Source organism: Pseudoxanthomonas sangjuensis (genome assembly GCF_010211755.1).
GTDB lineage: Bacteria > Pseudomonadota > Gammaproteobacteria > Xanthomonadales > Xanthomonadaceae > Pseudoxanthomonas_A > Pseudoxanthomonas_A sangjuensis.
In genome coordinates this window covers 39,568-59,439 of sequence record NZ_PDWR01000012.1, presented here as the reverse complement: position 1 = coordinate 59,439, position 19,872 = coordinate 39,568, and the positions used below count along the sequence as shown (strand labels likewise).

The following is a 19,872-nucleotide window of genomic DNA, read 5'->3' as shown; positions in this document are numbered from 1 at the left end:
GCTTGAAAACGCGGCGTTTGCCCTAAAATCGGCGGCAGCTTCCATTCTCCGCCAACGCCCGCCATGCCGATCTATGCCTTCGAATGCGCCGAATGCGGCCATCGTTTCGACCGCCTGCAGAAGCTGTCCGATCCCGACCCGGAGAACTGCCCGTCCTGCGGCAAGCCGGCGATCAGGCGCCAGTTGACCGCGCCGTCGTTCCGGCTGGCCGGCGGCGGCTGGTACGAGACCGACTTCAAGAAGGACGGCGACAAGAAACGCAACCTCGCCGGCGACGGCGCCGGCGGTGGCGAATCGAAGCCGGCCGAATCGAAGCCGGCCGAATCGAAGCCGGCCGAATCGAAGCCGGCCGAATCGAAGCCGGCCGAGTCCGCGCCGGCGAAGGCCGAGAGCAAGCCGGCGGCGACGTCGGGCTGAGCCGCGCTCAGTCCTTCAGGAAATACTCCACCGTCGTCACCACGCGCACGGTCTTGACTTGCGGGCTGCCGCGGTCGCGGTCGGTGATCGACACCACGCCCTGGTTGGCGCTGCGGATGCCTCCCAGCCGCGCGCCGGAATCCTTGGCGAACTGTTCGGCCGATTTGCGCGCGTTCGCGGTCGCCTCGGCGATCAGCGCCGGCTTGATCTCGTTGAGCCGGGTGTATTCGAAATCCGGGCCGCCGCCTTCCTCGGCGTTCAGCATCACGCCCTTGCCGACCAGGTCGCCGCTGCGGCGCAACGCCGCCAGCGCTTCGGCGACGCGGTTGCTGCGCAGGGTCACGGTGTTCGAATAGCGGTAGCGCTCCGGCGGGCGGTTGTCGCCGTACGACCAGGCCCAGCGGTCCTCGAGCCGCGGTGGCGAGACCACGATCTCGTCGTCCTTGAAACCGGCCCCGGTCAGGAAGGCGCGGATCGTCGCGTTGTTGCTTTCCAGCCCGGCCTGCACCGCGGCCAGGTCGTTGCCGACCACGGTCTGCGCCAGCGGCCAGACCACCAGGTCGGCGTCGACGATCTTTTCCGCCGAGCCCTTGACCGTGACGAAGCGGTCGGCGGTGCGCAGCCGCGCCATGCCCTGCGCGGCGAACCAGCCGGCGGCGGCCAGGCCGGCGGCGACCAGCAGCGCGGCGATCAGGTTGCGATGGTTGGAAGCCGTCTGCATGCGATGTCCCCCGGGGCGTCGGCCGCTAGCTTAATCCCGCGGCGCGCAGGTTGCGCGGGCCGGTGCCGGCGGCGGCGCGCCGGGGTCAACCGTGCGTGGCCTGGGCCACGCGCGCATTGCGGTCGCGCACCACGGCCATGCGGTCGACCTGGATGAACTCGGTGTAGTCCAGCCAGGCCCGGACTTCCAGGCCTTCCACGCTCGTGTCCAGCCACAGCGGCAGGCGCAGGAGGTCGCCAGCCTGCGCGCCCGGCTGTATCCATTCGCGGGCATGGATGACCCTGCCTTGCGACGACACCGCTTCCAGCCAGAACGGATGCGCCGGCAGGTCGCGCGCGCGCAGCAGCAACTGGTAGCCGCCGGCGCGCATGCGCTGGTCCTCGACGCCGATCGTCAGCGGCCGGCGCGGCCGCGGCCGCGGCACGTCGGTGTACGCCGGCGACGCGCTGACCTGCACCCCGTGCCGCAACTGCGCGCCGGTGTACAGCTGCAGGTTGTCGTTGCGGTCCCACAGCGCGGCGCACCACTCGCCGCGCAGCGAATCGTCGAGGAAGGCGGTGCAGCGGTCGACGTAGGCCAGCACGTTGTCCGGCTGGCGGTCGATGAACTGGCGCGGCGCGTCGTTGAGCACCATCGCGCGGATGTTCCAGTCGCGGTCGTATTCCAGCATCAGCGGCGGCTGGATCCGCTGCCGGCCGACCACGACCCGGCCGTCGTCGTCGACGCGCAGGGTGCGCGTGTCGGTGCCGGTCCACAGCTGGCGGGCGAAGGCCAGGTAGCGCGGGTAGTCCTTGCCGCCGTCGCGGCTGGCGGCGGCGCTGGCGCTGGCCGTGGCACCGGCAGCCAGCAGCGAACGGCCGAAGCCGAGCGCCTGCTTGTCCGGATCCAGCAACTGCAGCAGGGTCGCGCCGCTGTCCAGCGTGCTGCCGCCGCGGGCGATGCTGCGCGGCCGGATGCCGGGGCCGAGGAACAGCAGCAGGTTCTCGCGGTGCAGCCCGGCCAGCACCTCGCTGAGGTCGTTGGGCATGGCCAGATGGTCGGAGGCGACGACGATGATCGTGTCGTCGGCCCAGGGGCTGCGGCGGATCCTTTCCACCAGCCGCGAGATCAGTCGGTCGCTGCACTTGAGCGCCTTCAGCAGGCCGATGTCGCCATAGGGGCTGTCGTAGCGGATGTCGCGGCAGCTCACCGGCAGGTGCCCGGCCGGGTGGTGCGTATCCATGGTCAGCGCGGTCAGCAGGAACGGCCGGCCGGCGCGCGACAGCTGCTGGAAGCTGTCCCAGGCGTCGTCCAGCAGCACGTCGTCGTGCACGCCCCAGTTGGAGAAGTGCCGCCGCGATACCCCGGCGGCGCGGTAGTCGTTCTTTTCCTTGACCCGGTCGAAGCCGTGGCTGGCCAGGAACGCGCCCTTGGCCGCGAAATCGGCGTCGGCGCCGCCGAGGAAACGGGTGGCGTAGCCCTGTTCCTTCAGGTAGTCGCCCAGGCAGTGCGCGCCGGGCAGGAACTGGTCCATCCGCCCCATGCTGTTCTCGTCGCCGGGCGCGGTGGTCAGCGGCACCCCGCACATCGACGCCACCAGCCCGGCGATGGTCCAGCCGCTGCCTTCGGCCGAGGCTACGTCGCGGAAATCCAGCGCTTCGCCGGCCAGTCGCGACAGGTTCGGCATCAGCCCGGGGAAGGCCTGCGGATCCAGGTAGGTGCGTTCCAGGCTTTCGCCGTAGATCCAGACGATGTTCTTGCGGTTGCGCAACGGCACGGCCGGTTGCCGGTATTCGGCGGCGACCGCGGCGGCATCGGCCGGGCGCAGCGATCGGGCGATGCGCTGGCCGTCCGTGTACAACGGGCTGAACCGCACGGTGAGCGCGAAGAGGGCGACGAACCCGGCCAGCGCCAATGCGCCGCGGCGGCCGCCGCCGCGGGCCGGGCTCAGCCACGCCAGGCCCAGCGGTACCACCAGGGAAACCGCCGCCAGGGCGAGGAAGGCCGCGATCTGGTCGCTGAAGTCGCTGATCCCGGCGCCGTCCACGCCGGCGCGCAGGTGGTACAGGGTGGCGGCGTTGATGCCGTCGCCGCTGAGCCGGTCGACCAGCCACCAGGCGCTGAGCGCCAGCAGCAGCAGGGCGAGCAGCGCCGCCTTGGTCCAGATCCATTTGCGCGAAGCGGCCAGCAGGCAGAGCAGGGCCACGAGGGCCAGCGGAAGCAGGGGGTGCATGCGTTTCCCGGGTAGGAGTCAGGGAAGCCACCGTGCCGCCGCGGGGGCGGCGGCCGAGGGCCGTCATGGCCGGCCACGGTGCGGCGGCCGACGGGCGCAACATGCCCAAGTCCACATGAAAGAAATGTTGCGGCGGGCCGCCATGGGCCGGCGGAGGGCGCGGAAAAGCCGCAAAGGCTGGCCGCAAGTTAAACTACGCGGCTTGACCAGCCTTCGGCCGTTGTAAATCCATCCGGCGCCGGCCGGAACGTCTTTATCCGGAGTTTCCCTTGTCCATGCGTACCCATTACTGCGGTCTCGTCGACGAGACCCTGATCGGCCAGGCCGTCACCCTGTGCGGCTGGACCGACGTCGCCCGCAACCTCGGCGGCGTCTGCTTCATCGACCTGCGCGACCACGAAGGCATCGTCCAGGTCACGGTCGAACCCGACAACGCCGAGGTGTTCGCCGTCGCCGCCGGGCTGGGCTACGAGGACGTGCTGCAGGTCGAGGGCACGGTACGGGCGCGCCATGCGGTCAACGACAAGATCCGCACCGGCAAGGTCGAAGTGGTCGCGACGAAGATCGTGGTGCTGAACAAGGCCGCGCCGCTGCCGTTCCACGCCCACGAGAACGCCAACGAGGAAATCCGCCTCAAGTACCGCTACCTCGACCTGCGCCGCCCGGAGATGCAGCGCATGCAGCGCACCCGCATCAAGCTGGTGCAGGCGTTGCGCCGCTGGCTGGACGCGCGCGGCTTCCAGGACATCGAGACCCCGATCCTGACCAAGGCCACCCCGGAAGGCGCGCGCGACTTCCTGGTGCCGGCGCGCATGCACCCGGGCGAGTTCTACGCCCTGCCGCAGAGCCCGCAGCTGTTCAAGCAGATCCTGATGATGGCCGGCTTCGACCGCTACTACCAGATCGCGCGCTGCTTCCGCGACGAGGCGCTGCGCGCCGATCGCCAGCTCGAGTTCACCCAGCTCGACATGGAATTCGCCTTCGTCCGCGAGCGCGACGTGCAGGACACCGTCGAGGACCTGATCCGCGCCGCGTTCAGGGAAACCATCGGCGTCGAACTCGACGCGCAGTTCCCGCGCATGACCTGGGCCGAGGCGATGCGCCGCTACGGTTCGGACAAGCCGGACCTGCGCATCGCGCTGGAACTGGTCGACGTCGCCGAGCTGGTCAAGGACAGCGAATTCAAGGTCTTCGCCGATGCCGCCGCCGACGCCGACGGCCGCGTCGCCGCGCTGCGCATCCCCGCCGGCGCCGCGCTGTCGCGCAAGCAGATCGACGACTACGCCGCGCACGCGGCCAAGTTCGGCGCCAAGGGCCTGGCCTACGCCAAGATCGCCGAGAACGGCGAGCTGACCTCGCCGATCGCCAAGTTCTTCCCCGCGGAAGCCTTCGCCGCGCTGCTCCGCTACGTCGGCGCCGGCAACGGCGACATCGTGTTCTTCGGCGCCGGCAAGTACAACAAGGTCTCCGATTTCATGGGCGCGTTGCGGCTGAAGGCCGGCAAGGACTTCAACCTGGTCGCCGAAGGCTGGCGCCCGCTGTGGGTCACCGACTTCCCGATGTTCGAATGGGACGAGGAAGAGCAGCGCTACGTCGCCCTGCACCATCCGTTCACCGCGCCGGCGGTCGACGACATCGCCGACCTGAAGGCGAACGCGAAGACCGCGGTGTCGCGCGGCTACGACATGGTGCTGAACGGCAACGAGATCGGCGGCGGTTCGATCCGCATCCACCGCCCGGAGATGCAGAGCGCGGTGTTCGAACTGCTGGGCATCGGCGCGGAAGAGGCCGAGGCCAAGTTCGGCTTCCTGCTCGACGCGCTGAAGTACGGCGCGCCGCCGCACGGCGGCATCGCCTTCGGCATCGACCGCATCGCCGCGCTGATGGCCGGCACCGAGTCGATCCGCGACGTGATCCCGTTCCCGAAGACCACCAGCGCACAGTGCCTGATGACCGGTGCGCCGTCGCCGGTGCCGGACGCGCAACTGGCCGAGGTGCACGTGCAGGTGCGGGCGAAGCAATGACGGCGGGATCCGGGTCGTTGGTTCCTGGTTGATGGCCCAGGCCGGCAACCGTCTGTTTCCGACAACCGACAACCACGAACCAGCGACCGATTCCATGGACTTCGCCATCCGCCGCGCGACCCCGGACGACGCCGGAACGGTGACGAAGATCGCCGCGGCGACCTTCACCGAGACCTTCGGCCACCTGTATCCGCCGGAAGACCTCGACTTCTTCCTGCGCACCAGCTACGCCATCGAGGCGCAGCGCAGGGACCTCGAAGACCCGCGCAAGGCGATGTGGCTGCTGGAGAAGGGCGGCGTCGCCGTCGGCCACGCCTTCGCCGGTCCGTGCGGGCTGCCGCATCCGGACGTGGCCGAGGGCGACGGCGAGCTGAAGCGGCTGTACGTGCTGCGCGAATTCCACAACGGCGGCTGGGGCGGCAAGCTGTTCGAGACCGCGCTGCAATGGCTCGAACGCGACGGCCCGCGCACGCTGTGGATCGGCGTATGGTCGGAGAACTTCGGCGCGCAGCGCTTCTACATGCGCCACGGCTTCGAGAAGGTCGGCGGCTACAAGTTCCCGGTCGGCAAGACCCTCGACGACGAGTTCATCCTGCGCCGCGCCGCTCGCCAAGCCGCCTGACATTGGCGACACTCGCGCGGTGACCCGGCGCGTCCTGCTCATCCATGGCCTGCTCAACGCCAACTGCTGGCTGTGGCGGCTGGCCTCGCGCCTGCGCGCGCAGGGCTTCGCGACGGAGATCTTCGGCTATTCCAGCCTCCTCGACGGCCCGGAACGGGCGATACCGGGGCTGGTCGAACGCCTGCGCGAGGAGCCGTTCGATGCGCTGGTCGGGCACAGCCTGGGCGGGCTGATCGCGCTGGAGGCGTTGCGCCGCGCCCCCGGCCTGCCGGTGGCGCGGGTGGTCTGCCTGGGGTCGCCGCTGCGCGGCAGCCATACCGCGCGCCGCCTCGCCGCGCGTGCCTGGAGCCGCCCGCTGCTCGGCCGCAGCGCGGGATTGCTGCAGAGCGGGCTGGGCGAGTGGACCGGCCCGGCCGAGGTCGGCATGGTCGCCGGCGACGTGGCGCGCGGCGCGGGGCGGCTGTTTTCCCGCATCGACGGGGCGTCGGACGGCACCGTCGGCCTCGACGAAACCCGCCTGCCGGGGCTGGCCGACCACTGCGTCGTCCACAGCAGCCATACCGGGCTGGTGTTTTCGGCCGAGGCGGCGGGGCAGGCGGGGCAATTCCTGCGCGAAGGCCGCTTCCGGCGCTGATCGGCTAAAATTGCCGCTTCGCAACAGACCACCGCTGGATTGACACATGGGTCGTGGCCCCTCCATCGAAGCGCGCAAGAACGCGTCCGACGCCAAGCGCGGCAAGATTTTCACCAAGATCATTCGCGAGATTTCGGTTGCCGCCCGCAAGGGCGTGCCGGATCCGGCCAACAACCCGGCGCTGCGTACCGCCATCGACAAGGGCCTGGCGGTCAACATGCCGAAGGACACCATCGAGCGCGCGATCAAGAAGGCCAGCGGCGAGCTGGAAGGCGTCGAATTCGAGGAAATCCGCTACGAAGGCTACGCGCCCGGCGGCGTCGCGGTGATCGTCGACTGCCTGACCGACAACCGCGTGCGTACCGTGGCCGACGTGCGCCACGCCTTCGGCAAGTTCGGCGGCAACCTCGGCACCGAAGGCTCGGTCGCCTTCATGTTCAAGAAGCTCGGCGTGCTCAGCTTCGCCCCGGGCGCCGACGAGGAGAAGATCACCGAGGCGGCGATCGAGGCCGGCGCCGACGACGTCGTGGTCTATCCGGACGACGGTTCGATCGACGTGATCACCGCGCCGGAATCGTTCGAATCGGTGAAGTCCGCGATCGAGGCCGCGGGCCTGAAGCCGGACCTGGCCGAAGTCACCTTCCGTGCCGACAACGACATCGCCGTGTCCGGCGAGACCGCGCAGCAGGTGGTCAAGCTGCTGGGCTGGCTGGAGGACATGGACGACGTGCAGAACGTCTACTCGAACGCCGAGCTCGGTGCCGACGCCTACGCGTAAGGTGCAGGATCCAGTCGAATGAAATCGCTGCCGTCCATGGCGCCAATCGTGCGGCTTCGGACAGTCCTGCCCGGTCATGCATGGCCGGGCAGCCGGGTGCGCAGCGTGCGCCTCGAGGGCGCCCGCTAGCATGCGCACCCGAATCCTCGGCATCGACCCCGGTTCGCAGAGGACTGGCATTGGCATCATCGACGTCGATGCGGCGGGACGCACGCATCACGTCTATCATGCGCCGCTGGTGCTGCTGGGGGCCGACGGTTTCCCGCAGCGGTTGAAGCTGTTGCTGCAGGAACTGACCGGGGTCATCGAAACCTGGAGGCCGCAGGAAGTGGCGATCGAGAAGGTGTTCATGGCGCGCAATCCGGATTCGGCGCTGAAGCTGGGGCAGGCGCGCGGCGCGGCGATCGGCGCGGTGGTGCTGCGCGACCTGCCGGTGCACGAATACGCGGCGCGCGAGATCAAGCTGGCCGTGGTCGGCAAGGGCGGCGCCGAGAAGGAACAGGTCCAGCACATGGTCGGGCTGATGCTCGGCCTCAAGGGCAAGCTGCAGGCCGACGCCGCCGACGCGCTGGCGGTGGCGATCACCCACGCGCACGGGCGCGCGACGGCGAACCGCATCGGCGTCGATGCGCGCACGGCGTGGAGCCGGAAATAACAGGGGGAATGGCATGATCGGTCGCCTGCGCGGCATCCTCGCGTCCAAGTCGCCGCCCTGGCTGGTGATCGACGTCGGCGGCGTCGGCTACGAGCTGGAGGCGCCGATGAGCACCTTCTACGACCTGCCCGACCTCGGCCGCGAAGTCGCGCTGTTCACCCACTACGCGCAGAAGGAGGACAGCGTGTCGCTGTACGGCTTCCTGCGCGAGGGCGAGCGCCGCCTGTTCCGCGACGTGCAGAAGGTCAGCGGCATCGGCGCGAAGATCGCGCTGGCGATCCTGTCCGGCGTGCCGGTCGACGAGTTCGCGCGACTGGTGCAGGCCGGCGACGTGGCCGCGCTGACCAAGATCCCCGGCGTCGGCAAGAAGACCGCCGAGCGCATCGTGGTCGAACTGCGCGATCGCGTCGGCGACTTCGGCGGCGCGGCGCCGGGCCTGACCGGCCTGCCCGGCGACCCGCAGTCCGAGGCGACCGTCGCCCTGCAGCAACTGGGCTACAAGCCGGCCGAGGCCGCGCGCATGGCGCGCGATGCCGCCAAGGCCGGCGACGATGCCGCCGCGATCATCCGCAAGGCGTTGCAATCGGCGCTGCGCTGAGCGCCGCCGGGCCAGTACCAGCAGGGTTTGGAACACCGCATGTCCAACGCTTCCCACACGGCCTCCCATCCCGACAGCCACGGCAAGGCCGGACTGGCCGGGCTGGTGCTGGCGGCCATCGGCGTCGTGTTCGGCGACATCGGCACCAGCCCGCTGTACACGATCAAGCAGGCGTTCTCGCCGCACTACGGGCTGGTCGCCGACCACAACACCGTGCTCGGCGTCCTGTCGCTGATCTTCTGGTCGCTGATGGTCGTGGTGACGCTGAAGTACGTCGCGATCATCATGCGCGCCGACAACGACGGCGAGGGCGGCATCATGGCGCTGATGGCGCTGGCCCAGCGGACGTTCCCGTCCGGTTCGAGGACCGCCTACGTGATCGGCATCGTCGGCATCTTCGGCGCCTCGCTGTTCTTCGGCGACGGCGTGATCACCCCGGCGATCTCGGTGCTGTCGGCGGTCGAGGGCGTGGAGGTGGTGGCGCCGCAAATGCACGCGCTGATCGTGCCGCTGACGGTGACGATCCTGGTCGCGCTGTTCGTGATGCAGCGCTACGGCACCGAGAAGGTCGGCAAGGTGTTCGGCCCGGTCACGATGCTGTGGTTCGCGATACTGGCGGTGCTGGGCGCGGTCAACATCCTGCACGACCCGGAAGTGCTGAAGGCGATCAACCCGTACTGGGCGGTGAATTTCTTCGCCACCCACGGCTGGCACGGCGTCTTCATCCTCGGCGCGGTGGTGCTGGCGGTCACCGGCGGCGAGGCGATCTACACCGACATGGGCCACTTCGGCGCCAAGCCGATCCGCTACGCCTGGTACTTCTTCGTGCTGCCCGCGCTGATGCTCAACTACCTGGGACAGGGCGCGCTGGTGCTGGAGCACCCCGAAGCCATCCGCAACCCGTTCTACATCGGCGTGCCCGAATGGGGGCGCATCCCGATGATCGTCCTGGCCACGGCGGCGACGGTGATCGCCTCGCAGGCGGTGATCACCGGCGGCTTCTCGGTGGCCCGGCAGGCGATGCAGCTCGGCTACATCCCGCGCATGATCGTCAAGCACACCTCGAAGCACACCATCGGCCAGATCTACATCCCGGCGATCAACTGGTCGATGATGCTCGTCGTCATCGGCCTGGTGCTGGCGTTCCGCAGTTCCAGCAACCTGGCGGTGGCCTACGGCATCTCGGTGTCGGCGACGATGCTGATCGACACGGTGCTGCTGGCGCTGGTCGCGCGCGCGCTGTGGCCGAAATGGCGCGTGTGGGTGCTGCCGCTGTGCGCGTTCTTCGTGGTCGGCGACGTCGGTTTCGTCGTCGCCAACGGCGCCAAGCTGCTGCAGGGGGCATGGTTCCCGGTGGTGCTGGGCGTCGTCCTGTTCACGATCATGCGCACCTGGCGCCGCGGCCGCGAGCTGCTGCATGCGGAAGTCCGCAAGGAAGGCATCCAGCTCGACACCTTCCTGCCCGGGCTGATGCTGGCGCCGCCGGTGCGGGTGCCGGGCACCGCGGTGTTCATGACCGCCGACAAGAACGTGGTGCCGCACGCGCTGATGCACAACCTCAAGCACAACAAGGTGCTGCACGAGCGCAACGTGTTCCTGACCGTGGAAACCCTCAACGTGCCGTACGCGCCGAAGGAGAAGCGGTTGAAGATCGATCCGATCGGCGACGAGTTCTACCGGGTCGTGGTCAAGTTCGGCTTCATGGAGACGCCGGACGTGCCGCAGGCGCTGATGCTCAGCTGCGACCGCGGCGGGCCGCTGTTCGACCCGATGGAGACGACCTACTTCGCCAGCCGCGAAACCGTGGTCGCCAGCGCGCGCCGTGGCATGCCGATCTGGCGCGACAAGCTGTTCGCGCTGATGCACCGCAACGCCGCGCCGGCCACCGGCTTCTTCCGCATCCCCGGCAACCGGTTGGTGGAGCTGGGGTCGCAGGTGGAGATCTGAAGCCCGGGAGACGGGAAACGGGAGACGTGAGACGATAAAGCCATGCTCCGGATCGTTCCGTCCCCCGTTTCCCGCCTCCCGTTCCCCGTCGCATGAGCGAAGACCGCATCATTTCCGCCGGCGCCACCCGCGAGGACGACGCCCTCGAGGCCAGCATCCGCCCGAAGCGGCTGGACGAATACCTCGGCCAGCAGCCGGTGCGCGAGCAGCTGGGCATCTACATCGAGGCGGCCCGCGGCCGCGGCGAGGCGCTCGACCACGTGCTGATCTTCGGCCCGCCGGGGCTGGGCAAGACCACGCTGAGCCACGTCATCGCCAACGAGCTCGGGGTCAACCTGCGCGTCACCTCCGGCCCGGTGATCGAGAAGGCCGGCGACCTGGCCGCGCTGCTGACCAACCTGCAGCCGCACGACGTGCTGTTCGTCGACGAGATCCACCGCCTGTCGCCGCTGGTCGAGGAAGTGCTGTACCCGGCGATGGAGGATTTCCAGATCGACATCATGATCGGCGAGGGCCCGGCCGCGCGCTCGATCAAGCTCGACCTGCCGCCGTTCACCCTGATCGGCGCGACCACCCGCGCCGGCCTGCTGACCGCGCCGCTGCGCGACCGCTTCGGCATCGTGCAGCGGCTGGAGTTCTACACCGCCGACGAGCTGACCCGCATCGTGCAGCGTTCGGCGCGCATCCTCGGCATCGAGTGCGCGGCCGAGGGCGCGGCGGAAATCGCCAAGCGCTCGCGCGGCCCCCCGCGCATCGCCAACCGCCTGCTGCGGCGCGTGCGCGACTACGCGCAGGTCAAGGCCGGCGGTCGCATCGATGCCGCGGTCGCGGCGGCGGCGATGGCGATGCTGAAGGTCGATCCGGAGGGTTTCGACGAGCTGGACCGCCGCCTGCTGCGCATCATCGTCGACAGCTTCGACGGCGGCCCGGTCGGCGTGGACTCGCTGGCCGCGGCGCTGTCGGAAGAGCGCGGCACGCTCGAGGACGTGGTCGAGCCGTACCTGATCCAGCAGGGCTTCCTGGTCCGCACCGCGCGCGGGCGCATGGCCACGCGCAAGGCGTACCTGCACCTCGGGCTGAAGCCGAAATCGGCGGCGGCGGACCTGTTCGACGCCGCCGGCGGGGAAACCGGGGGCGGAGCCTGAGCGCGATGCCGGATTGCCGAAAACGTGGACTGCGTCATGGCCGATAACCGGGTGTTCAGCCTTCCGACAAGGGTTTACTGGGAAGATACCGACGCCGGTGGCGTGGTCTACCACGCGCAGTACCTGGCCTTCCTCGAGCGCGCGCGGACCGAGTGGCTGCGCGCCATCGGGCTGGGGCAGGAGAAGCTGCGCGAGGAGCACGACGTGGTGTTCGTGGTGCGGGAAATGCAGATCGATTTCCTGAAACCGGCGAAGCTGGACGACCTGCTCGAGGTGCGCGCGGAACTGCGCCAGTGCCGCAAGGCCAGCTTCGTGTTCGCGCAGTCGATCGCGCGCGACGGGACCGTACTGCTGACCGCGACGGTGCGGGCGGCGGCGGTGCGGGCCTCGGCGTTCAACCCCGTCGCGATCCCCGATGCGTTGTACCGGCAACTGAAGGCGCTGGAAACGCCTGGTTGAAGCCGGACCTCCCCCGAACGAACCGAAAGAATGACTGAGGAAAACGGATGATCGCGATGCCCACGGCCCTGCTGGCCACCGTGACCGAAGCGCTGCCGGAAGACGCGGCCTCGACCGCCGCGGCGGCCGCCGCCGAGGCCGCGCACGGCAGCATCAACTACTTCGAACTGGTGGCGAAGGCGAGCCTGCCGGTGCAGTTGATCGTGGTGCTGCTGTTGCTCGGTTCGCTGATCAGCTGGGTGATCATTTTCCGCAAGGCGCGCGTCTTCAAGCTGGCCGACCGCGACGCCGACGAGTTCGAGGGCCGCTTCTGGTCCGGCGCCGAGCTGCACAAGCTGTATTCGGCCGCGGCCGACCGCAACCGCGTGGTCAGCGGGCTGGAAGCGGTGTTCGAGGCCGGCTTCCGCGAATTCACCCGCCTGCGCGACAAGCGCGTGCACGACGGGCGCGCGCAACTGGAAGGCGCGCAGCGCGCGATGCGCGCGACCTACGTGCGCGAGGTCGGCCAGTTGGAGCGCAACCTCGAGCTGCTGGCCAACATCGGCTCGACCGCGCCGTACGTGGGCCTGGTCGGCACCGTGTTCGGGATCATGGTGACGATGCACGACATGCTCCGCAGCGGCGAGCAGGCCGGCATCGCCTCGGTGGCGCCGGGCATCTCGGAGGCGCTGTTCGCCACCGCGATCGGCCTGTTCGTGGCGATCCCGGCGGTGTGGGCCTACAACCGCTTCACCACGCGCGTGGACCGGCTGTCGGTGCGCTACGAGACCTTCGCCGAGGAATTCAGCTCGATCCTGCAGCGCCAGGCGACGCACGAGTAACGGACCCGATCCGCCATGGCCTCCGGAATCTTCCACCGCAAGCGGCACAAGCTGAAGTCCGAGATCAACGTCGTGCCGTACATCGACGTGATGCTGGTGCTGCTGGTCATCTTCATGGTCACCGCGCCGCTGCTGACGCTGTCGGTCGACGTCAAGCTGCCGTCGTCGACGGCGAAGGCGCTGGACAGCAAGCAGGAGCCGATCATCGTCATCGCCTACCCGGACGGGCGTTTCGGCCTGCAACTGCCCGGCGACAAGCAGCCGCGGCAGGTGGACGAAGCGGGGCTGGCGACGTTGCTCGCCCCGATCAGGGAGCAACAGGGCAACGACCTGCGGGTCCTGCTCGCCGGCGATGGCGAAGCCCCGTACCAGCGCGTCATCGACGCCACCGAGGCGCTGAAGAAGGCCAAGGTGACCAACGTCGTGCTGTGGACCAAGCAATAGGTTGGCAGTGAACGCCGGAACGCTTCCGCGCAACAACGGCTACGACGAAGAAGGCATCGGCCGACCGCTCGCCTTCGCGATCGGCCTGCACGTGCTGCTGGCGCTGTTCCTGTGGCTGTCGTCGTGGCTGAAGTGGGACCACGACGTTTCCTCGGCGGCGGGCGCGACGATCGAGGCGACGATGGTCAGCAGCGCGGCGGAGGACCGCGCGGTGCAGCGCGCGTTGAACGCCGAGCCCGTGGTCCCGCCGCAGCCGGAGCCGGTCGAGGAGGAAGCCGCGCCGCCGCCGCAGCCGCTGCCCGAGCCGGTGCCGCAGGATTCGCCGGTGCCGCGGCAGGTGGAGGCGCAGGAACGCATCCCCGTTCCCGACCAGATCGACCAGGAAGAGGCGCGGCGCGAGGCGATCTCGCAGGAGAAGCTGCGCCAGGAACAGGAAGCCAAGCGCCGCCAGGAGCAGATCGACCTGACCGAACGCCAGCGCCAGGAAGAGGCCGAGAAGCGGCAGCGGCTGGCGCGGCAGCAGGAAGAGGAGCGGCAGCGGCTGGCCGAAGAGGAAAAGCAGAAGAAGCTGGCCGAGATCCGCCGCAAGCGCGAGCAGGCCGCGCGCGAGGCGCAACTGGCCGAGCAGAAGCTGCGCCAGCTGGCCGACGCGCGTTCGCGCAACGCCGCCGCCACGGCCCCGGCCGCCGCCACAGGTCCGGTCGGGCAGGGCGGTACCGACGATGGCCTGCTGGCGCAGTACGTCGCGGCGATCCAGGCCGCGGTCAGCCAGCAGTGGACCCGGCCGGATTCGGTGCCGCTGGGCACCAAGTGCCGCGTCATCATCAAGCAGTTGCCGGGCGGCGAGGTCATCGACGCGCAGGTGCAGCCGGGCTGCGCGATGGATCAGGCCGGGCGGGACTCGCTGGAGCGCGCGGTGCTGAAGGCGCAGCCGCTGCCATACCGTGGCTTCGAGCCGGTGTTCAGCCGCCAGCTCAACTTCAATTTCGTCGCGCAGGATCGCTGACCCGGCCGATATTTCCCGGTTTTCGTTCACAATTGCGAAAACGTTCACGCTCGGGCTGGTATCCCTAGCCGGCCCCAAAAATCACACGACGTGCCCATGAAGACACTGCCGCGCTGGCTCGCCGCAATCGCCCTGGTCCTGGTTCCGCTGGCCGCTTCGGCGCAGCAGCAGGGACTGGAAATCGACATCATCGGCGGCAACGCCTCGGCGTTGCCGATCGCCGTGGTGCCGATGCCGTACCAGGGGTCGGCCGCGGCCCCGCAGACCGACGTGGCCAAGGTGGTCGCCGCCGACCTGAACCGCTCCGGCCAGTTCCGCACCCTGCCCGAGGGCGCCATGGTCGAGCATCCGGTCCGGGGTGGCGAGATCAACTACCCGACCTGGAAGGCGCTGCGCCAGGACTACATCGTGGTCGGCCGCGTGGTCGACGGCGGCGATGGCGGCTACCGGGTCGAATACGAGCTGTACGACATCGCCAAGCAGGAGCGCCTGCTCGGCCTGGCGCTGACCGCGCGCGCCAACGCGATGCGCGACGTCGCCCACCAGATGGCCGACGCCATCTACGAGAAGATCACCGGCGTGCGCGGCGCGTTCTGGACCCGCATCGCCTACATCACCCAGACCGGCGTCGGCAGCGCCGCGCGCTACACGCTGATGGTGGCCGACTCCGACGGCTTCAACCCGCAGACCATCGTGCGTTCGTCCGAGCCGCTGCTGTCGCCGTCGTGGAGCCCGGACGGGCGCAAGCTGGCCTACGTCAGCTTCGAACGCGGCAATTCGTCGATCTACATCCAGGACGTGTCCACCGGCGCGCGCGAACTGGTCGCCGCGTTCCGCGGCATCAACGGCTCGCCGGCGTTCTCGCCCGACGGCCGCAAGCTGGCGCTGACCCTGTCGCGCAGCGGCAACCCCGAGATCTACGTGATGGACCTGGGCAGCAAGGCGCTGACCCAGCTGACCAACCAGTTCGGCATCGATACCGAGCCGACCTGGAGCGCCGACGGCAATACCCTCTACTTCACCTCCGACCGCAGCGGCGGCCCGCAGATCTACCGCATGCCGGCCTCGGGCGGCAGCGCCACGCGGGTGAGCTTCCAGGGCAGCTACAACGCCTCGGCCAGCGTGTCCTACGACGGCCAGAAGATCGCGCTGGCGCAGGGCAGCGGCAACACCTACCGCATCGTGCTGATGGACAGCAGCCTCGGTTCGCCGCGCTGGAACACGCTGTCGCCGGGCTCGCTGGACGAATCGCCCAGCTTCGCGCCGAATGCCAGCATGGTGCTGTATGCGGCGCGCGAAGGCGGGCGCGGCGTGCTGTACGCGGTCTCGGCCGATGCGCGCGTGCGCCAGCGCCTGGTGCTGGCCGACGGCGACGTGCGCGAACCGGCGTGGGGGCCGTTCCGCACCCCGCGCTGAGGCCATGCTGCAGTGAACAACCGGAATCCGGTGCAGGTTCCGGGGTCCGGTTCGCACAAGCTGAACCGATTCCGGAGTAGACTGCCGAGCGTTTTCCACCCCGCTGAACCCGAGGATTTTTCCCCATGAACACCAGCATTCGAGTCATCGCGCTTTCGATGTTGTCCGTGGCCGTCATCGCCGGCTGCAAGAAGCAGGTCAAGGAAACCCCGCCGGCCGAAACCCCGGCCCCGGTCGCCACCACCCCGGCCCCGGTCGACGACGGCCTGTACGGCCCGGAGGACCTGGACACCGACGCCTGCCTGCGCCAGCGCGTGATCTACTTCGATTTCGACCAGGATGCGCTGAAGCCGGAATTCCAGGCCATCGTCGGCTGCCACGCCAAGTACCTGCGCGACCGTCCGTCCTCGCGCATCACCCTGGAAGGCAATGCCGACGAGCGCGGCAGCCGCGACTACAACCAGGGCCTGGGCGAGCGCCGCGGCAACGCCGTGTCGTCCGCGCTGCAGGCCAACGGCGGCTCCGGCGGCCAGCTGAGCGTGGTCAGCTACGGCGAAGAGCGCCCGGTCTGCACCGAGTCGAACGAGGAGTGCTGGGCCCGCAACCGCCGCGTCGAGATCATCTACACGGCCAAGTAACCGTTCAGGCGGGAAAGGCAAAGATGGCTCGCGGCGGGTATCCTGCCGCGAGCCATCCGTTTTTCGGCCCTCCGTTCCAGCCCTGCGATAACCGACGACCATGAATCCGTTCCGTCCGCTCCACACGTCGCTCGCCCCCATGCTGCTCGTTCCCGTGCTGCTCGGCCTCGGCGCCGCGCCGGCGCACGCGCAGCGCGTCAGCCTGGCCGACCGCGTGGCCGCGCTGGAGCAACGCGCGGCCAACGACCGCGGCAACGTCGACCTGCTGAACCAGCTGGACCAGCTGCGCAGGGAGGTTGTCCAGCTGCGCGGCATGGTCGAGCAGTTGCAGAACGAGAACGAGCAGCTCAAGCAGCGCAACCGCGACCAGTACCTGGACCTCGACAGCCGCCTGAGCCGCATCGAGGGCGGTGCACCGCCCTCCGCTGCGCCGCCGGTGGCCCTGCCCGCGCCGCCTTCCGCGGCCAATGCGCCCGCGGCGGCGCCCGCCGTGGCCGCCGACAGCGCGCCGTCGGTGCATGGCGATGTCGGTGCGATGGCCCAGGCCGGCGACGAACGCGCCGCCTACAACGTCGCCTTCGACGCGCTGAAGGCCGGCAACTACGTCGATTCGGCGCGGTTGTTCACCAGCTTCCTCGAACTGTACCCGGGCGGCGTGTACGCGCCGAACGCGCTGTACTGGCTGGGCGAGAGCTATTACGTCACCCAGAACTACCAGCTCGCCGCCGACCAGTTCAATACCTTGCTGGGCCGCTATCCGACCCACGACAAGGCGCCGGGCGCGCTGCTGAAGCTCGGCCTGTGCGAATACGGCCTGGGCAAGGTCGAGCAGGCCGAGAGCACGCTGGCCACCGTGGTCAGCAAGTATCCCGGCAGCGACGTCGCCCGTACCGCCGACGATCGCCTGAAATCGATCCAGTTCGGCCGCAGCATCCGCTGATTCGCGCCGCAGAGCGGGGCTTGCCCCGCTGCTCTCGCCGTTTCCGACATGCAAGCCAAGGCAGCGGGGCAAGCCCCGCTCTACAATGGGCGCATGGACTTTTCCGTTCCCAGCGAAATCGTGCAGTCGTCGCTCGACCGGCTGAAGATCACCGAGGTCTTCCTGTCGCTGCAGGGCGAGGCCGACGCCGTCGGCTGGCCGACCGTGTTCGTGCGCCTGACCGGCTGCCCGCTGCGCTGCCAGTACTGCGATACCGCCTACGCCTTCCACGGCGGCAAGTGGCGGGAGATCGACGACATCCTGGCCGAGGTCGCCGGTTACGGCGTGCGCCACGTCTGCGTGACCGGCGGCGAGCCGCTGGCGCAGAAACGCTGCATCGGCCTGCTGAAGCGGCTGTGCGACGCCGGCCACGACGTGTCGCTGGAGACGTCCGGCGCCATCGACATCGCCGCGGTCGACCCGCGCGTGTCGCGCGTGCTCGACATCAAGACGCCGGGCTCGGCCGAGGCCGGGCGCAACCGCTGGGAAAACCTGCCGCTGCTGACCGCGCGCGACCAGGTCAAGTTCGTGCTGTGCGGCCGCGCCGACTACGAATGGGCGCGCGACGTGGTCCGTGAGCACGGGCTGGACCAGCGTTGCGACGTGCTGTTCTCGCCGAGCAAGTCGGAACTGCCGGCGCGCGACCTGGCCGACTGGATCGTCGCCGACCGCCTGCCGGTACGCTTCCAGATGCAACTGCACAAGCTGCTCTGGAACGACGAGCCGGGCAGGTAAGAAGCTACACAATCGTTTTCGCCGACGTGACGGAATTTGGTAGACGTACCACTACAGTGGTCTCCATGGGATATCCCGGAAGGGTGCAGGTTCAAGCCCTGTCGTCGGCTCCTTGAGTTGCTGCCGCGCCGTATTCCTGTCTCGCTGGATGGCGGGCAGAAATGGTTATGACTCCCTCTAAATCTTTAATTTCAAGTTTAATGCGATGAAAAAAGCAGTCGTCCTCGTCTCCGGCGGCATGGATTCCGCCGTCGTCCTCGCCATCGCCCGCGAGCAGGGTTTCGCCGCCCACGCGCTCAGCGTCAGCTACGGCCAGCGCCATACTTCGGAACTGGAGGCCGCGGCGCGCGTGGCGCAGTCGCTCGGCGCGGTCGCGCACAAGACGGTGAACGTCGACCTGCGCAGCATCGGCGGCTCGGCGCTGACCGACGACATCGAGGTGCCGGTCGATACCGACAAGGATCCGAACGCGGCGGCCATTCCCGTCACCTACGTGCCGGCGCGCAACACGGTGATGCTGTCGATCGCGCTGGGCTGGGCCGAAGTGCTCGGCGCCAGCGACATCTTCTGCGGGGTCAACGCGGTCGATTACTCGGGCTACCCGGACTGCCGGCCGGAATTCATCGAGGCCTTCGCGAAGCTGGCCAACCTGGCGACCAAGGCCGGCGTCGAAGGCGCGGGCCTGCGCGTCCAGGCGCCGCTGATCCGCCTGAGCAAGGCCGACATCGTCCGCGAAGGCGCGCGCCTGGGCGTGGATTTCGCGCAGACCGTGTCGTGCTACCGCGCCGACGCCGACGGCCGTGCCTGCGGCCACTGCGATGCCTGCCGCCTGCGCGCGCAGGGGTTCGCCGACGCCGGCGTGGCCGATCCGACGCGCTACGCATGATTTCGCGATGCTGCGCGGCGTGGGTTAGAATTCGCACCCCGGCGCAAGGCCGGGACGCGTTTTCTGCAACCCGGGCCGTTAGCTCAGTCGGTAGAGCATCGGACTTTTAATCCGCTGGTCGTTGGTTCGATTCCAACACGGCCCACCATGCAGGACGCCGCCGGGCATCCGGCGAACGGATGCGAAAAGCCCCGCGAAGCGCGGGGCTTTCGGTGCATGTGCGGTCGGCGAAGTGCGTGCGCATCTTCAGCGCCGCGGACCGCCCGCCGGGGGCGGCGCCATCGGCCGCCGGCCGCCGCGGTAACGGCCATCGGGCCCGTCGTACTGGCCGACGCTGATGCTGACCCCGACTTCGCGGGCTTCGCCGTCGTCGTTGTAGTAGGTCTTGCAGCCGTGCAGGTTGACCGCCTGCCAGTTGCTGTTGCCGCCGCGGCTGGCATGGCCGATGCCGGCGGCGACGCTGCCGTGCAGCTCGCCCTGGCACTGTTCCTCGCGCGCCGTCGCTTCCCCGCGCTCCTTGGATTCGGCGGAAGCGGGAACGCCGCTGGTGTCGCCGTACCAGGTACCGGGCGGATCGTTGCGGTAGTCGGCCGCGGACCGGGGCAGGCTCAGGTCCAGTTTCCCGGCGCTGGTCGCGGCGTCTGCGCCGGCGGGCCTGTCTTCGGCCAGTGCCGGAACGGCGACCAGCAGGCAGGCAAGCAGCGGAAGGGCAGTCTTCATGTGCGGATACCACCT

General features: G+C 69.2%; 21 protein-coding genes, 1 tRNA gene and 1 pseudogene. 20 read left to right on the top strand and 3 right to left on the bottom strand.

Annotated elements, in window-relative coordinates; all coding sequences use genetic code 11:
• The first annotated feature begins 63 nt into the window (after positions 1-63).
• Positions 64-417: an FmdB family zinc ribbon protein gene (locus CSC71_RS08145; protein WP_162373862.1), complete on the top strand. Its 354-nt coding sequence runs from the start codon at positions 64-66 to the stop codon at positions 415-417.
• Positions 418-424: 7 nt separating this feature from the next.
• On the opposite strand, the gene CSC71_RS08140 is transcribed toward CSC71_RS08145, so the two are convergent.
• On the bottom strand, positions 425-1,138 hold the full coding sequence (locus tag CSC71_RS08140) for an SIMPL domain-containing protein (RefSeq protein ID WP_162373861.1): 714 nt from the start codon (positions 1,136-1,138) through the stop codon (positions 425-427).
• An 85-nt stretch (positions 1,139-1,223) separates the two neighbouring features.
• A complete protein-coding gene (locus tag CSC71_RS08135; protein WP_162373860.1) occupies positions 1,224-3,350 on the bottom strand; it encodes a phosphoglycerol transferase I in 2,127 nt (708 codons plus the stop codon).
• 275 nt (positions 3,351-3,625) lie between these two features.
• Here CSC71_RS08135 and aspS point away from each other — a divergent pair, with 275 nt between their 5' ends.
• The 19 genes and pseudogenes from aspS (at position 3,626) to CSC71_RS08040 (ending at position 19,285) form a co-directional block, all read left to right on the top strand.
• Positions 3,626-5,374: an aspartate--tRNA ligase gene (gene aspS, locus CSC71_RS08130; protein WP_162373897.1), complete on the top strand. Its 1,749-nt coding sequence runs from the start codon at positions 3,626-3,628 to the stop codon at positions 5,372-5,374.
• A gap of 94 nt (positions 5,375-5,468) precedes the next feature.
• On the top strand, positions 5,469-5,996 hold the full coding sequence (locus CSC71_RS08125; protein ID WP_162373859.1) for a GNAT family N-acetyltransferase: 528 nt from the start codon (positions 5,469-5,471) through the stop codon (positions 5,994-5,996).
• 19 nt (positions 5,997-6,015) lie between these two features.
• Positions 6,016-6,630, top strand: a complete 615-nt coding sequence (locus CSC71_RS08120; RefSeq protein ID WP_162373858.1) for an esterase/lipase family protein — start codon at positions 6,016-6,018, stop codon at positions 6,628-6,630.
• Positions 6,631-6,676: 46 nt separating this feature from the next.
• Positions 6,677-7,408 (top strand): YebC/PmpR family DNA-binding transcriptional regulator, encoded by a 732-nt coding sequence (locus tag CSC71_RS08115; protein WP_162373857.1) that lies wholly within the window; start codon positions 6,677-6,679, stop codon positions 7,406-7,408.
• 130 nt (positions 7,409-7,538) lie between these two features.
• The gene (ruvC, locus tag CSC71_RS08110; protein WP_162373856.1) at positions 7,539-8,063 is read left to right on the top strand and encodes a crossover junction endodeoxyribonuclease RuvC; all 525 of its coding nucleotides are present in this window, start codon (positions 7,539-7,541) and stop codon (positions 8,061-8,063) included.
• A gap of 13 nt (positions 8,064-8,076) precedes the next feature.
• The gene (gene ruvA / locus CSC71_RS08105; protein ID WP_162373855.1) at positions 8,077-8,661 is read left to right on the top strand and encodes a Holliday junction branch migration protein RuvA; all 585 of its coding nucleotides are present in this window, start codon (positions 8,077-8,079) and stop codon (positions 8,659-8,661) included.
• A 39-nt stretch (positions 8,662-8,700) separates the two neighbouring features.
• A complete protein-coding gene (locus tag CSC71_RS08100) occupies positions 8,701-10,608 on the top strand; it encodes a potassium transporter Kup (RefSeq protein WP_162373854.1) in 1,908 nt (635 codons plus the stop codon).
• Between the two features lie 92 nt (positions 10,609-10,700).
• A complete protein-coding gene (gene ruvB, locus CSC71_RS08095) occupies positions 10,701-11,753 on the top strand; it encodes a Holliday junction branch migration DNA helicase RuvB (protein WP_162373853.1) in 1,053 nt (350 codons plus the stop codon).
• A gap of 36 nt (positions 11,754-11,789) precedes the next feature.
• Positions 11,790-12,212: a tol-pal system-associated acyl-CoA thioesterase gene (gene ybgC / locus CSC71_RS08090; protein ID WP_162373852.1), complete on the top strand. Its 423-nt coding sequence runs from the start codon at positions 11,790-11,792 to the stop codon at positions 12,210-12,212.
• Between the two features lie 47 nt (positions 12,213-12,259).
• Positions 12,260-13,033, top strand: a complete 774-nt coding sequence (gene tolQ / locus CSC71_RS08085; protein WP_162373851.1) for a protein TolQ — start codon at positions 12,260-12,262, stop codon at positions 13,031-13,033.
• A gap of 15 nt (positions 13,034-13,048) precedes the next feature.
• Positions 13,049-13,477, top strand: coding sequence for an ExbD/TolR family protein (locus CSC71_RS08080; protein WP_162373850.1), 429 nt, complete (start codon positions 13,049-13,051; stop codon positions 13,475-13,477).
• 7 nt (positions 13,478-13,484) lie between these two features.
• Positions 13,485-14,483 (top strand): cell envelope integrity protein TolA, encoded by a 999-nt coding sequence (gene tolA, locus CSC71_RS08075; RefSeq protein WP_162373849.1) that lies wholly within the window; start codon positions 13,485-13,487, stop codon positions 14,481-14,483.
• Between the two features lie 96 nt (positions 14,484-14,579).
• A complete protein-coding gene (gene tolB / locus CSC71_RS08070; protein WP_162373848.1) occupies positions 14,580-15,899 on the top strand; it encodes a Tol-Pal system beta propeller repeat protein TolB in 1,320 nt (439 codons plus the stop codon).
• A 125-nt stretch (positions 15,900-16,024) separates the two neighbouring features.
• A complete protein-coding gene (gene pal, locus CSC71_RS08065) occupies positions 16,025-16,537 on the top strand; it encodes a peptidoglycan-associated lipoprotein Pal (protein WP_162373847.1) in 513 nt (170 codons plus the stop codon).
• Positions 16,538-16,676: 139 nt separating this feature from the next.
• Entirely contained in the window at positions 16,677-17,477 is an 801-nt protein-coding gene (gene ybgF / locus CSC71_RS08060; RefSeq protein ID WP_162373846.1) for a tol-pal system protein YbgF, read from the top strand.
• Between the two features lie 93 nt (positions 17,478-17,570).
• Positions 17,571-18,251: a 7-carboxy-7-deazaguanine synthase QueE gene (gene queE, locus CSC71_RS08055; protein ID WP_162373845.1), complete on the top strand. Its 681-nt coding sequence runs from the start codon at positions 17,571-17,573 to the stop codon at positions 18,249-18,251.
• A gap of 20 nt (positions 18,252-18,271) precedes the next feature.
• Positions 18,272-18,361 (top strand): annotated as a pseudogene (locus CSC71_RS08050).
• A gap of 95 nt (positions 18,362-18,456) precedes the next feature.
• Positions 18,457-19,137 carry a 7-cyano-7-deazaguanine synthase QueC gene (queC, locus tag CSC71_RS08045; protein ID WP_162373844.1) on the top strand — a complete coding sequence of 227 codons (681 nt, stop codon included), beginning with the start codon at positions 18,457-18,459 and terminating at the stop codon, positions 19,135-19,137.
• Between the two features lie 72 nt (positions 19,138-19,209).
• Positions 19,210-19,285, top strand: a tRNA-Lys gene (locus CSC71_RS08040).
• A gap of 98 nt (positions 19,286-19,383) precedes the next feature.
• Here CSC71_RS08040 and CSC71_RS08035 read toward each other — a convergent pair.
• Positions 19,384-19,857, bottom strand: a complete 474-nt coding sequence (locus CSC71_RS08035; protein WP_246192077.1) for a hypothetical protein — start codon at positions 19,855-19,857, stop codon at positions 19,384-19,386.
• Positions 19,858-19,872 lie beyond the last annotated feature (15 nt).